The organism is Paenibacillus sp. FSL H7-0940 (assembly GCF_037979415.1).
Classification (GTDB): Bacteria; Bacillota; Bacilli; order Paenibacillales; family Paenibacillaceae; genus Paenibacillus; species Paenibacillus amylolyticus.
This window is the reverse complement of the sequence record NZ_CP150280.1, coordinates 1,848,932-1,861,384: the sequence shown is the minus strand read 5'-3', so window position 1 is coordinate 1,861,384 and position 12,453 is coordinate 1,848,932. Positions and strand designations below refer to the sequence as shown.

Below are 12,453 nucleotides of genomic sequence, written 5' to 3'. Positions count from 1 at the left end.
CATTCAAAAGCCTGCGGACGTAGAACAGCATTTTAAAAATAGACGTTTAACACAACGTTCTATAGAAAAACTTGTTGAGAAATATGCAACAGCCTTTGGAAAGCCGGCTTTGACGGTTCATTCTTCTTTGAGGCATTCATTTGCCATTATTTAGACAAAGGGCTTAAATTCATGAATCTGGAGGATGCGAGAGTCGATCAAACCTGCATATTAATTGTGTCCATTGAATTTTAATAACGCCGAACTCGGAATATGAGTTCGGCGTTTTAGGTAGATTATACGACGGAGGGGTGGAGTTAAAACTACAAACTCATGTCGAGGGACAAGAACATCGTCCGATTGCCGATTAGATGTGTACTAAATAAAAAGTACATAAGCCCTCATTAGTACCAAATAATTTTATATAAGAACATTCACATTAAAATATATTACTTATGTAACATTTCTCAAAGAAAGACTTTTAAATTATAGTTCTCTTTTTTGTCTCAGACTCTCAATAAAAACAGGTAGTTATCTGGATAAAATTAATTGAGCGAGTAAATGAAATAATAATTGCTTCTCGATCGTGTATGCGATATATTGCATATAAGAATAATTGTAATGAGGATGAAAACAATGCCAATTCCTAAAGATTTTTCCTTACCAGTCCGTATGACCGCAAAAGAAAGAGCGTTTTCTCAGATTCAGCGATGGATCATTGATGGAACACTGCAACCAGGTGAAAAGCTTATTGATGCGGAAATGGCTGAATCGCTTGGAGTCAGCCGGACACCGATTCGGGAGGCATTTCAGTTACTCGAAGTTCAAGGCCTCGTGTCCATGCATCCAGGAAAAGAAACAAAAGTAACGAATATTGAGAAAAACGATATTTTTAAGATGTATTCAACGATGGCTGCTCTTCAGGCCTTAGCTGCTGAAATCACCGCCCAAACTATTGTTCCAGAACAGATCGAGAAACTAAGATCCATAAATTTGGAATTCGCAAGTTCTATTAAAAATGGACAAGTTTATCAGGCTATGGAGGTGGATGAGCAATTTCATAATTATATTGTGGAGCTCTCAGATAATCCTTATGTAACTACATTTAATACATCTCTTCAGATTCACATTAGGCGATTTAAATACGTATTTTTAAAACAACCTATTACGGCTACACTAGCTTCAGTTGAAGAACATGATCAGATTATTAAAGCTTTTGAAGGCAAAAATAGCAACGATGCCCATAATTTAATGAAACAAAATTTTATTCGACCGATGCAGGAACTGAACGAAATACTTTGAAATGAGGGAAGAAACATGGAAAATAAAAAAGATCTTCGCATTCGAAGCAAGGTAATCAGTGAAGGTGCTAACCGGGTACCGAACAGAGCGATGCTGCGTGCAGTTGGATTTCAAGATGAGGATTTTAAAAAGCCAATGATCGGAATAGCAAGTACGTGGAGTGAAGTAACACCGTGTAATATGCACATCAATGATTTAGCGGTGCAAGCTAAGCTGGGCGCACGTAATAACGGCGGTGCTCCACTAATTTTTAATACGATTACCGTTTCTGATGGGATCTCGATGGGGCATGGCGGGATGTTGTTCTCGCTACCAAGTCGGGAAGCTATAGCTGATTCGATTGAAATTGTGACCGGAGCCGAGCGTTTTGACGGCGTTGTTGCAATCGGTGGGTGTGACAAGAATACGCCTGCATGTTTGATGGCTATTGGACGGATGAATATTCCTTCTGTTTATGTATATGGAGGAACCATTCAACCTGGTAATCTCGACGGTAAAAAAGTGGATATCGTTTCAGCTTTTGAAGCCGTTGGGCAATATCAAGATGGAAAAATAACAGACGAACAATTGCATAAGGTCGAATGCAGTGTTTGTCCAGGTCCAGGGGCTTGTGGGGGGATGTATACCGCTAATACGATGGCCGCAGCTGCAGAAGCAATGGGTATGTGTTTGCCTGGTTCTTCTTCGACATCAGCTATCTCAGCGGATAAAGCATTGGAATGCGAAGCAGCCGGTAAGCAGGTCATCTCACTTCTTGAACAGGAAATCTACCCAAGAGACATTATGACGAAGAAAGCATTTGAGAATGCGATCACCGTTGTTATGGCTCTAGGGGGATCAACCAACGCATTTCTCCATCTGCTAGCTATTGCGCACTCCGTAGAAGTGGATTTAACCTTGGATGATTTTGAACGAATTCGCTTGCGTGTTCCTCATTTGGCAGATCTGAAGCCAAGTGGTCAGTATGTCATGCAGGATTTGAATGATATTGGTGGTGTTTCCGGGGTAATGAAGCTATTGCTCGCTGAGGGATTACTTCATGGGGATTGCCTCACCGTAACTGGTAAAACGTTGGCGGAGAATTTAGCGGAAGCTACTCCACTTCAGAATGATCAAGAGATTATACGTCCACTCAATAATCCGCTTAAACCAAATGGACCACTGGTTGTGCTTCGAGGAAACCTAGCTCCTGAAGGCGCTGTTGCCAAAATGTCAGGCATGAAGATACAACAGTTTTCCGGGCCGACAAAGGTGTACGATAGCGAAGATGAAGCGACAGAAGCGATCATGAATGATGAAATTCAAGAAGGGGACGTATTGGTCATACGCTATTGTGGACCGAAGGGTGGACCAGGTATGCCTGAGATGCTTTCCGTTACAGCACTCATTGTAGGAAAAGGTCTCGGGGGGAAAGTTGCTCTCATAACAGATGGTAGGTTCTCGGGTGGCTCGCATGGATTTGTAGTCGGCCATGTATCCCCTGAGGCACAAGTAGGTGGACCGATCTCTTTGCTCCAAAATGGAGATATTATCACCATTGATAGCGACATTCAGGAAATTAAGGTTGAAGTGCCAGAAGAAGAGTTGGCCGCTCGAGCGCAAGCTTGGGTACAACCGCCACTGAAAGTGAAATCCGGTGTACTTGCCAAATATGCTAAATTAGTTTCCTCTGCTTCAAGAGGTGCAGTAACAGATTTGATGGAATAGACAATTAAACATTGATGCTACATATAAAATGGGAGGGGAGAAGCTACTACAACGAATGCATGAAGCGCGCTAAACAAAAAAACGCCAGTTTTAGAGATCAAGAATGTCGCAAGAAAAAGATGAAGAATTTAGTTTCATCATTCGAAAATGAAGTGCACCCCCTAGAATAGACATTGGAAAAACCCCTGAGTTTAGCCGATGAAATTCTAGGGGGTGTATTTTTGCTTGTACCGTTTCTCGACTTTCATTAATTGGGGGTTCACTACGAATAGCAGGCAGGTTCCGGCTAGTGCAGGAATGTTTGGATGGTCTAAATCTCGAATGTCGAGGGACAAGAACATGTTCCTATTTCCGGTTAGACGCATAACTAATCGTCATCTTGCCCTTCAATTCATTAAACTAACGGACAGGATAGTTCCAATATGTGGTACTATTTGTTTGGGCAATGATGGGAAATTGTAGTCATTAAGGGAGCAGGTATGGCGACCACAATAGGTCTTATTAGACATGGGGTTACTAAATGGAATAATCTTAGCAAGGCTCAAGGAATATCTGATATACCGCTAAACGAAGAAGGAATAGAGCAAGCAACTGCACTGACAAAATGACTTTCAAGCTAAGAATGGGATGTCATATTCTCCAGTAATCTAACGAGAGCTAAGCAAACTGCCGAAATCATTCAGCAATGTTTAGGAGTACTCGTATTCAATGATGAACGTATTAGAGAGATTAATTGCGGCCTAATTGAGGGCACCACAGAGGAAGAGCGTATCACTCGTTGGGGAGCAAATTGGAGTGAGCAAAATCTTGGTATGAAGATTTCAAAATGGTCGCAAAGCGAGGTCTAACTTTTCTCAAAAAACTGATTAAAGAATATGTTGATAAAAGAATATTAGTTATAAGTCATGGAGCATGGATTGGGCTATCATTACAACATCTTTTGCCGCAACATTTCCAAAAAACGTATATAGATAATACTTCTATAACCATATTAGACGCGGTGAACCACACTAAAAGTATCGACGAGTTTATCGTCGTTAGCAACTATTAAGCAGGATAATACAGTTTCTGGGTCGAATTGGGTTGGCGGTAAGTTAGAATGAGGGATAAGATATGGAAAAGTACGGAAGTGACAAGGCACGTTTTCTAAAAGAAATAATGGATTTGATGGTACCCATAGAAGGCGGATCAATTGAACTACGCGATTTTCTTAATACAGATAAATGGCTTAGTACTGATTACACTTTATCTAACCTAGGAAGTAGTAAAAAGACTATAACGTGGACTGAAGCTATAGAGCCATTCCATGTAATGAAGTATCCAGTAACACAGCAGTTCAGGGAAGTATGGCGGAGCGGGGCTTGGCCTGACCATCTGTAAACAATTCGCTGAATTAATGGGGGCATTGTATGGCTTAAAGAGTCCAGTCCCATGGGCAGTCGGTTTGTCTTTAATATTTCCAGCGTTGCACCCTCCGTCCATGCGAAAATTTGAATGATGAATATATTATTCTATCTGAAACAGATAGGAGGTATATACGTTGACACAATTTCTGGATGCAAGATCATCGCAAAATGCTGCGTTGTTTAATTCTATTTCCATACCGATTCCAGTGATTAACACGCCTCAATTATTCGGCCAGATTGGTCTGCAAACGGCTGGAGCCGGAACCAATCTGAGGGTCTCCCTAAAAGGAACCATAACAGTACAACTACCTCTTGCTCTATTTCAAGTGAGAATTATTATTGTAAGAGGCACTGTTGCTACTGATCCGATCGTTTACTCTGCTAACTTCACGTATGGTTTAAGTGGTCTCCTTAACCCCGAAGTTATCATGTTTTCTGCCAACGACTATAATCCACCGATCTCTGCTCAAATAACGTACACTGCATTTATCAGTAGCAACCTGCTCGGAACGGTTCGGGTCGGCCCTGAGAGTTTCGACGGATTTATCGTTTCGAATTAGAATGAATACGTCCACCCCCGTACTTTATCCTGTTTTTACATAGGGTTAAGGTATGGGGGTGTTTCAATTAATTTAAATTAGTTTCCAAAATAAACATCCAGCTTACCCGTGGGTGGCGTTGTCGCCATCCAGACAGCTGCCAAATTATCTGGACTAACTGTAGCCGCAGTAATATAGTCTCCAATGAGTACTGTGGGCATCGGAGAGTTGCCATTCGGATTAAAAGATGTAGTTGTGAGGCGACGATTAGTGAAGCTCGCACCTCCATTAAACGATTCTGCAACAAAAACGTCCAGCAGGAACCCGTTAATTTGATTGCTGTAATATATGACGCGGATCGTCCCGGCAAACGGCGATACGCTTATCGACGGAAAAAAATTCTGTGTACCCGTTGGCGCGCCTGTGATACTGATGGGGTCTGACCATAAAAGGCCATCCGGAGATTCGCAGAGTAAAACATCGGTATATCCGGCACGTGCATCATTCCAGACGGCATATAACGTACCACTGTTGGTTCCATTTGATATATCCGCCCCCATGCTTAAGTTAGTCTGTACTCGAAAGGCATAGTTTGGTACAGGTAAAGGCGAAGGTGCCGGTACAACGGATGAAATAAACGTTGCTTGTCTCTCCAGAGGAGGTTGATAGGTAATGCCCCCATCGTACGAAATACGCAATAACGCAGATGGACTGGCAGGGCCCGTAATGATATAACCCGCATAGACTTGACCTGAGAATCCAACAGCCAGCGCAGCCCGATCGTGTATTCCTCGGGGATTGGACTGCCGATCAGGAGGCTCCCAGGAGATCCCTTGGGTGAGCGACCTTTGCGTAAATATAGCGGAAGAAGCAGTAGCAAGCGGAGTATATCCTACATATGCATTGCCTCGATAAGGGCTACCTGGAGAACGATCAACAGCTATGTAAGGCTCATCATTATGAACAATAGTACCGAACCCTGCTTGGACGATAACCGGTGGCTGCCACGTGAGTCCATTATCAAAAGAAGTATAACTCGCAATCGTCCCATCATTGATCCCGTTAAACAAATGCACGGTAACGATAAAGGTATTCGGAAACGTATAGTCTATCGTAGGCGCCTCTGCTCCTGCATAGCCTGCCGGTTGAGGAAGCACAGTGGTGGACCAGGTACTGCCTCCATTAATGGAACGATAGAAACCAGTCAATGTTGGTCCGGTACTGGTATCCACAGCTACCACGCACAGAATATTCGGGTTCAACGTATTAACTGCAATTGAAGGTTCAAATTGATTGCCTGCTAATGCTCCAGTAATATTCACAACTACCATCTGCTCACCTCGATTCTTTAAGGGATATTTGTGAATCGGTCAATTAATGTCATCTCCGATTGAAGCACACGCTGGATGATCTGACCTGTGGAATTAACACCGTATACATGGATGACCGTACTTGTAGCACTAAAATAATCGCTTTGTACCTCGTAAAAAGCAGCATTGATCAATGGATAGATTAAGCTTCTGGTCGCTTGAGGTAGTAATTCAAATAGATCATGAGCAATGGGTATACGTGCAGCCTGGGTAGTGTCCCATCTGAATACCTCAAGCTCAACATTGACAGGCACATTAAGGGAATCATTAATGCAAGTCACGATGAGCTGAGTGGATTGGGTCTCACCCGAAGTTGGATTGTAAATAAAGCCTGTAGAGTTTGGCAAAAAGCACACTCCTTCCGCAATATATAGTAAAGTATATTACGATTCCTGCTGCCAGTATGACTAAACTTCGACTCTTATATTGGAACGATATGAAAATTTTGTTGTGATACATATGCTAGATTACTAGATATTTCTATTATTATGTACAAAGTTGGAGGAGACATACGATGCTTATTAAACGTGTAGGAAAAATCTCAGCGGTTACTATAATTGACAATAAATAAATGATCGTTTATTATTAGTTCATGAGATATAGAGATGATAACAAAGTCGAAGCAATATATGACGCGACCATACAGCTAATTAATGAGATCGGTTTCTCTGACACGTCGATATCAAAAATTGCCAAAAGAGCGAGTGTATCGGCAGCGACGATTTATATTTACCATGAGAACAAAGAGGATCTGCTCTATAAGACCTACTTGAAGATTAAAGGCAAGATGAGCGAGGAAATGTTTCAGGGAGTGGATCATACCCGAACAGTTTACGAACGATTTGAGGCTATCATCCGCAACTATGTTGATTTTATTCAATCCTTCAAAGAATATTTTTTGTTTCTGGAGCAAATAATGAATTCGCCTCTGCCCCAGAAATGGTGCCTAGAGGATACGGCAAGTCAGTTTCAACCGATCTTCGAGATGTTTGAAGTCGGCATCCGACAGGAGATCTTGAAGAAAGAGGATATTAACATGCTAGTTGCTTACTCCATCTTGCCAATAGCCGAATTGTTGAAAACACATTTGAAGAACGGGACCATATTGAATAGTAAACAATTAGATTCTGCCATCAAGATGAGTTGGGACGCTATTAAGGCATAATAAAGTATTTTTAAGCGATGCTACGCATCGTTGTTCTTTTCACCAATAATAAACGAATATTCACTTATTACCGGAAATATAGATAAAAGAGAGGCAAAAAATAATGAAGTTTACCATCTTTGGAGCTAGCGGAGGTACGGGCTTACAGCTAATTGACCAAGCGATCAACAAGGGACATACCGTAAAAGCCTTTGTACGTTCCGCAGATCGAATCCCGTTTACCCGGGAGGGATTAACAGTTGTAGAAGGTAATGTATTTAGTGAAGAGGATGTAGGATCGGCTGTTGAGGGGCAAGACACGGTGTTTGTAGCTATAGGAGCCACAGCAGGAAGTCCTTCAGATCTATGCTTACGTGGGACTCGTTCAATTGTGAACGCGATGAGAAGGCATAAAGTAAAAAGACTGGTCGTTCTTACGGGCTTTGGCACCAGCAGAGAAAGCAGGAATCAGCTTGGAATTAGGATGAGAATGATTGTAAAACTAGTTTCTTTAATAACGTTCCGAGAGTTTTACGATAAGGAAAGGCAGGATGGTATTGTACGGAAAAGTGGATTGGACTGGACTATCGTTCAGCCTTCAAGGCTCACCGATGAGCCGGGCAAAGGGCGATATAAGCACGGCGCTTTTACTCCTTCCATGCTAGCTAAAATTTCTCGTGTCGACGTGGCTAGATTCATGATCGATTCAGTCGAACATGCGCGATATATCAAACAATCCTCGTTTATTCACGACTGACTGAAACAGCTTTGCTGCAGTAATGACCCAATTACATTTTAAAATATAAGCTTTCGGAGGAATAAACCATGAGACCAAACTGGACGCCTGACGATCTCCCAAACTTAAGAGGAAAAACCGCTATCGTGACGGGAGGCAATGGCGGGGTAGGCTATTATACGGCATTAGAGCTAGCGATGCACGGTGCCAAAGTGATCATTGGAAGCCGTGATCCTAGGCGCGGCGAAGAAGCAATCATAAAGATGAAACAAACGGCACCGAATATAGATGTGACAGTGGAGCCATTAAACTTGGCTGATCTGAAGTCAGTTCGAAGCTTTGCCGACACGATCCACGGGAAAGTGAAAGGAATAGACGTCCTTATAAACAATGCTGGGGTAATGGCAGTTCCCACTCGTGAACTGACGGCCGATGGTTTTGAAATGCACTTTGGAACCAATCATCTTGGACACTTCGCGTTGACAGGTCTGTTATTTCCATTAATTGAAAAGAACCACGGTCGAATCGTTACAGTTAGCGCACAGTCAGCTCAAATGGGTGATATAGATTTTTCTGATTTAAAAATGGATAAGAAATACAGACCAATGGCAGGATACAACCGCTCGAAACTTTCAAACATACTGTTTGCCCGAGAATTAAATCGACGTGCGAAGAAGAAAGGTATCACTTCTATAGCAGTACATCCTGGTACAAGTCCTACAGGAATCGGGAGAAACGCACCGAAGGGAACCAAAGCATTCGGACTGCTATTAATGAAAATATTCGGAACTCCTACTGATCAATCTTCTTGGCCATCACTTATTGCGGCGACGGATTCGACAATCACCGGAGATATTTACGTAGGGCTAGGAATGAATCCTCTAAAGGCTAAGAAACCGAAGTTTGTAGATTTCCCCAAAAAGGCATTGGATGTGCAGCTTGCAGAAAGACTTTGGTTATTATCCGAGAAGTTAACCGGAGTACATTATAACTTGTGAAAAAATATCAAAGATAACTCCTTTTTTTCGCCTATAGACCCGTTAAGATGAACCGTATCACATATGCCAGGTCATTACGCAAGCGGGAGACATTAATTCTAAATAGTATGGAGCAGTTCGCCGGTTGGCAGCTGCTCCTTTTTCGTTAAGCTAACGGGCGGGTTAGTTTAATGGATGATAGAATAAAGGAAATCCAGATAACTGGAGGACCCACATGTTGCCTTTTCCAGCTGAAACTAGTCGTAAAGAAAAATTAGATTTTATACATGAGATAAAGAACAAGTTAGAGGACATTGAGGCTATCGGTATTTATGGATCACTTGCTCAAGTAAAAGAAGGACCTTATTGAGATTTAGAATTGCACATAATTAGTAAAGATGGAGCGAGTATACCTACTTTGACCGTGAATTAATATTTCATCCGTTTAGATTAGAGATTTCTACAAAGCAGAAATCCGAATGGTTTCATCAAGCAAGCGTGGTGGACGATGGATGGGCCATTAGAACGGGTAGTTTCATACATATTACCTCTCTGTACGATCCACATGGCATATTTAATAAGGCGAAGGAGGTTGCGCTTTCAGTACCTAACGAAGAGTTTAGAGAAGTAATAGCAGAATTTATGGTTTGGGAGCCGTATAAAACTATAGGAAAAATTCGAAAAATGACATAAAGTCGCCAACCAAGAAACCTCATATAAAACAAGGGGGGGTTAATTTTTGGTAGGAACTTCTTGGAACTGCTGTATGCATGTAAGACAAAAGAGATCGACTTTGGAAACTCTCGCACGCTATAAACTATACAATGCATTGCATTTAAGCTAATAGCTATATGGAGAAATCCTCAGACATATACATATGTACAAAATACGAGTTTTGTGAAACAGTACTAATGATTTAAAAGCTGTACAGTGATTTTTACCCCTGTACAGCAATTCTTTATAATCTTCGAGTTAATCCCAAACTACTTCTGTTCCTGCTACAAAGTCATGAATCGCACGTCGATCCTCACGCAAACCGACCATAAAAGCACTCACAATAACTCCGATACCCAAAGTTAATACGTACACAAGTCCAGCTACAACAACTCGCATCAGCATCGTACCAATTTTTGGCGGTTCGTGTGTATCGTATTGGCGGATTCGAATTCCACATATACGTTTGCCTATGGTTCGACCATACCAGTAAACTGGTAATAAAATTGAGTATAACGCACTAAGCAGTTTGGCAATCGGCTCATCCGTATCAAAGTTGCCCGTCAGCACACCTGCAATAATCACTAACGGAATTGAAATAATAAGACTATCCAATACACCTGCTCCTAATCTAATCCAAAAACCTGCTTTATACAAAATGCTTTCCTCCAAGCTACAATTTTAAACTACACGGCTAATTTATTTCATGAACTCCCTTCATTAAAATATCTAACTTTATGTACACAACCCAAATAGTATAACAGAAAATTTTACCTTTTTACGATAAAACTCCTATTTCATTTTAATTGCATCCTTTGTGAATTTTATAACAAACTATCGAATCAACTTAACCGCTGTTCATGTTTACTACTTACTATTACATAATCCTTTTTAATATATTTAACTTCTGAGTCTCTAATGAAAACACCATAATAATTATGTAAACCAAGAAAGCTACTCAACATTTGTTAAGTAGCCTTCTGTTCGTTCTGCATCTGCCCTCTTCGCCAAATCTTATTCTCCACAATGGCATAAACTAAACCGGCGATGGCAAATATCCATATCGATGTCATTCGGTTCAGATGGTATCCATTCACGAAATATGGATTGTACATGAGATCAAAAACCCACAGCCCGCCCCATCCAAACCCAATCATATAGATGAAAGTTCTCACCATAGGAAAGCATACATATTTCCGCAACAACCATGAGATCGGGCTAATAATAACAACATAAAAAGCGACTAAATAGTGACCGAATCCCAGGATAAGCGAAAGAATATATATTAATCCCCCTGCATTGCGTAAGCCGTAATACTCTGTCGTTGTAATATGGTACCCTTCAACCCTTTCAAGAACGAGATATGCAGTCAAGCTTATCCCTATAAATATAAGTCCTAATACCATGTACCGTTGAACCGCGTTCACCAACATCAGATCACCCCAATGTCTAAACGCAGCCAGAACCGCTCAAGTTACATGATTTCGAACAAATTCCACAATTCCACAATTAACATAGGCGTTGTTAGGTTCTGTTAAAAGTTAAATTTAATCTATCGTTTCAATTGCTCTAATCCAACGACTACTTCTGTCCTTCCAGAATCATCGTACCCAGGCGGTCCATAAGCTCCATTCTCCCCATCGCTGTGTATGAATAATTATAATTATCGACATTGGAGATTTTATAGATCTTGCCATTCTTCACTGCGTTCATGTTATTCCACACCTTACTATCGACCATCTTGTTCTCACTATTTTCCATCAATAGCAGACGATCCGGATTAACGGTAGCCAGAGCCTCCAGTGCGATCTGTTTACCGCCCCAGCCCTCTGGATCAGGGATACCCTCTGTGCGCTTCACGCCCCATTCACCGTATAACATCTCAGCTGCCCCTTTATTGGAATAGATGACCAGGTTGTTTGGATATGTCTCAATTACGGCAAAGGATTCACCATTTACAGCTGCCTCCATCTTTTGTTTCCACTCTGCAGATTTCGCATCATATTTGGCCAGATATTCATTTTTCTTGCTTTCTTCTCCAAACGTATCTGCCAAGAATGTCAGGCGTTCTCTCCAATCATAGTAAGAGTAAGGCAATGCAATTGTAGGTGCAATTTTAGATAAAGTTTCATATTGATCCGTGTTAAAATCCTTTCCCAGAATAATCAGATCCGGATTGGCACCCGCTATAGCTTCAATACTGAACGGGAAACCATACCAGCCCAGATTAACGGTATCTGCACTCAGCTGATCCTTAATGGTTGGAGTGATTTCCTCCGGGTTACCGTAATCCGCACTCATCGTGGCCACAGGTGTTTTCCCAATGATCAGTAGCTCTTCTGTAGAGCCTGATAGATCAACAATGCGCTCTGGATTCAAAGGGATCGTAATCTCTTCTCCATTTGGGTTGGTAATCAATTTGGTCGTTGCTTGTGCAGTCCCCTCTGAGGAGCTGGCCACTTCACTGGTGGTCTGGGTCGTTCCACAGGCCGCCAAGGTGAGCATACAGCATAGTGCAATCCATACAGGAATTCGTTTAAACATCGTTGTCATTCTCCTTTTATGTCAGTTCATTAGCC

13 protein-coding genes and 2 pseudogenes are annotated in these 12,453 nt (G+C 41.7%); 11 read left to right on the top strand and 4 right to left on the bottom strand.

What is annotated here, in order from left to right:
* Positions 1-34: 34 nt before the first annotated feature.
* The 7 genes and pseudogenes from MHB71_RS08285 to MHB71_RS08255 form a co-directional block, all read left to right on the top strand.
* Positions 35-145, top strand: a pseudogene (locus MHB71_RS08285) (tyrosine recombinase XerS); the annotation flags it as partial.
* A 470-nt stretch (positions 146-615) separates the two neighbouring features.
* Complete coding sequence (locus MHB71_RS08280; RefSeq protein ID WP_340029282.1) at positions 616-1,281, top strand: GntR family transcriptional regulator; 666 nt, start codon at positions 616-618, stop codon at positions 1,279-1,281.
* A gap of 15 nt (positions 1,282-1,296) precedes the next feature.
* A complete protein-coding gene (gene ilvD, locus MHB71_RS08275; protein WP_340029281.1) occupies positions 1,297-2,988 on the top strand; it encodes a dihydroxy-acid dehydratase in 1,692 nt (563 codons plus the stop codon).
* 479 nt (positions 2,989-3,467) lie between these two features.
* Positions 3,468-3,836: pseudogene (locus MHB71_RS08270) on the top strand (histidine phosphatase family protein).
* Positions 3,815-4,039 carry a histidine phosphatase family protein gene (locus tag MHB71_RS08265; RefSeq protein WP_340029280.1) on the top strand — a complete coding sequence of 75 codons (225 nt, stop codon included), beginning with the start codon at positions 3,815-3,817 and terminating at the stop codon, positions 4,037-4,039. Before MHB71_RS08270 ends, MHB71_RS08265 begins: the two are co-directional and overlap by 22 nt.
* Positions 4,040-4,101: 62 nt before the next feature.
* On the top strand, positions 4,102-4,368 hold the full coding sequence (locus tag MHB71_RS08260; protein ID WP_340029279.1) for a hypothetical protein: 267 nt from the start codon (positions 4,102-4,104) through the stop codon (positions 4,366-4,368).
* Positions 4,369-4,528: 160 nt separating this feature from the next.
* Positions 4,529-4,954 (top strand): hypothetical protein, encoded by a 426-nt coding sequence (locus MHB71_RS08255; RefSeq protein ID WP_062329837.1) that lies wholly within the window; start codon positions 4,529-4,531, stop codon positions 4,952-4,954.
* Between the two features lie 77 nt (positions 4,955-5,031).
* Here the strand turns inward: MHB71_RS08255 and MHB71_RS08250 are convergent, their stop codons facing one another.
* Both MHB71_RS08250 and MHB71_RS08245 read right to left on the bottom strand, forming a co-directional pair.
* Positions 5,032-6,264: an exo-alpha-sialidase gene (locus MHB71_RS08250; RefSeq protein ID WP_340029278.1), complete on the bottom strand. Its 1,233-nt coding sequence runs from the start codon at positions 6,262-6,264 to the stop codon at positions 5,032-5,034.
* Positions 6,265-6,281: 17 nt separating this feature from the next.
* Positions 6,282-6,650: a hypothetical protein gene (locus MHB71_RS08245; RefSeq protein ID WP_062329841.1), complete on the bottom strand. Its 369-nt coding sequence runs from the start codon at positions 6,648-6,650 to the stop codon at positions 6,282-6,284.
* A gap of 245 nt (positions 6,651-6,895) precedes the next feature.
* Here MHB71_RS08245 and MHB71_RS08240 point away from each other — a divergent pair, with 245 nt between their 5' ends.
* The 4 genes from MHB71_RS08240 to MHB71_RS08225 all read left to right on the top strand — a co-directional run bounded on the left by MHB71_RS08240 (position 6,896) and on the right by MHB71_RS08225 (position 9,530).
* Positions 6,896-7,468 carry a TetR/AcrR family transcriptional regulator gene (locus tag MHB71_RS08240; RefSeq protein WP_076327897.1) on the top strand — a complete coding sequence of 191 codons (573 nt, stop codon included), beginning with the start codon at positions 6,896-6,898 and terminating at the stop codon, positions 7,466-7,468.
* A gap of 103 nt (positions 7,469-7,571) precedes the next feature.
* Complete coding sequence (locus MHB71_RS08235; protein WP_340029277.1) at positions 7,572-8,204, top strand: SDR family oxidoreductase; 633 nt, start codon at positions 7,572-7,574, stop codon at positions 8,202-8,204.
* A 68-nt stretch (positions 8,205-8,272) separates the two neighbouring features.
* Positions 8,273-9,181, top strand: coding sequence for an oxidoreductase (locus MHB71_RS08230; protein WP_340029276.1), 909 nt, complete (start codon positions 8,273-8,275; stop codon positions 9,179-9,181).
* Positions 9,182-9,395: 214 nt separating this feature from the next.
* Entirely contained in the window at positions 9,396-9,530 is a 135-nt protein-coding gene (locus MHB71_RS08225) for a hypothetical protein (RefSeq protein ID WP_340029275.1), read from the top strand.
* A 602-nt stretch (positions 9,531-10,132) separates the two neighbouring features.
* Here the strand turns inward: MHB71_RS08225 and MHB71_RS08220 are convergent.
* Positions 10,133-10,531 carry an RDD family protein gene (locus tag MHB71_RS08220; RefSeq protein ID WP_081746009.1) on the bottom strand — a complete coding sequence of 133 codons (399 nt, stop codon included), beginning with the start codon at positions 10,529-10,531 and terminating at the stop codon, positions 10,133-10,135.
* 924 nt (positions 10,532-11,455) lie between these two features.
* Positions 11,456-12,418, bottom strand: coding sequence for an ABC transporter substrate-binding protein (locus MHB71_RS08215; protein ID WP_340029274.1), 963 nt, complete (start codon positions 12,416-12,418; stop codon positions 11,456-11,458).
* Positions 12,419-12,453 lie beyond the last annotated feature (35 nt).

What these genes read in the sequence shown, in the direction of transcription:
- MHB71_RS08250 (WP_340029278.1), bottom strand. Translation starts at nt 6,264, where the DNA reads ATGGTAGTTGTGAATATTACTGGAGCATTAGCAGGCAATCAATTTGAA.
- MHB71_RS08215 (WP_340029274.1), bottom strand. Translation starts at nt 12,418, where the DNA reads ATGTTTAAACGAATTCCTGTATGGATTGCACTATGCTGTATGCTCACC.
- ilvD (WP_340029281.1), top strand. Translation starts at nt 1,297, where the DNA reads ATGGAAAATAAAAAAGATCTTCGCATTCGAAGCAAGGTAATCAGTGAA.
- MHB71_RS08260 (WP_340029279.1), top strand. Translation starts at nt 4,102, where the DNA reads ATGGAAAAGTACGGAAGTGACAAGGCACGTTTTCTAAAAGAAATAATG.
- MHB71_RS08240 (WP_076327897.1), top strand. Translation starts at nt 6,896, where the DNA reads ATGAGATATAGAGATGATAACAAAGTCGAAGCAATATATGACGCGACC.
- MHB71_RS08230 (WP_340029276.1), top strand. Translation starts at nt 8,273, where the DNA reads ATGAGACCAAACTGGACGCCTGACGATCTCCCAAACTTAAGAGGAAAA.
- MHB71_RS08225 (WP_340029275.1), top strand. Translation starts at nt 9,396, where the DNA reads ATGTTGCCTTTTCCAGCTGAAACTAGTCGTAAAGAAAAATTAGATTTT.
- MHB71_RS08280 (WP_340029282.1), top strand. Translation starts at nt 616, where the DNA reads ATGCCAATTCCTAAAGATTTTTCCTTACCAGTCCGTATGACCGCAAAA.
- MHB71_RS08265 (WP_340029280.1), top strand. Translation starts at nt 3,815, where the DNA reads ATGGTCGCAAAGCGAGGTCTAACTTTTCTCAAAAAACTGATTAAAGAA.
- MHB71_RS08235 (WP_340029277.1), top strand. Translation starts at nt 7,572, where the DNA reads ATGAAGTTTACCATCTTTGGAGCTAGCGGAGGTACGGGCTTACAGCTA.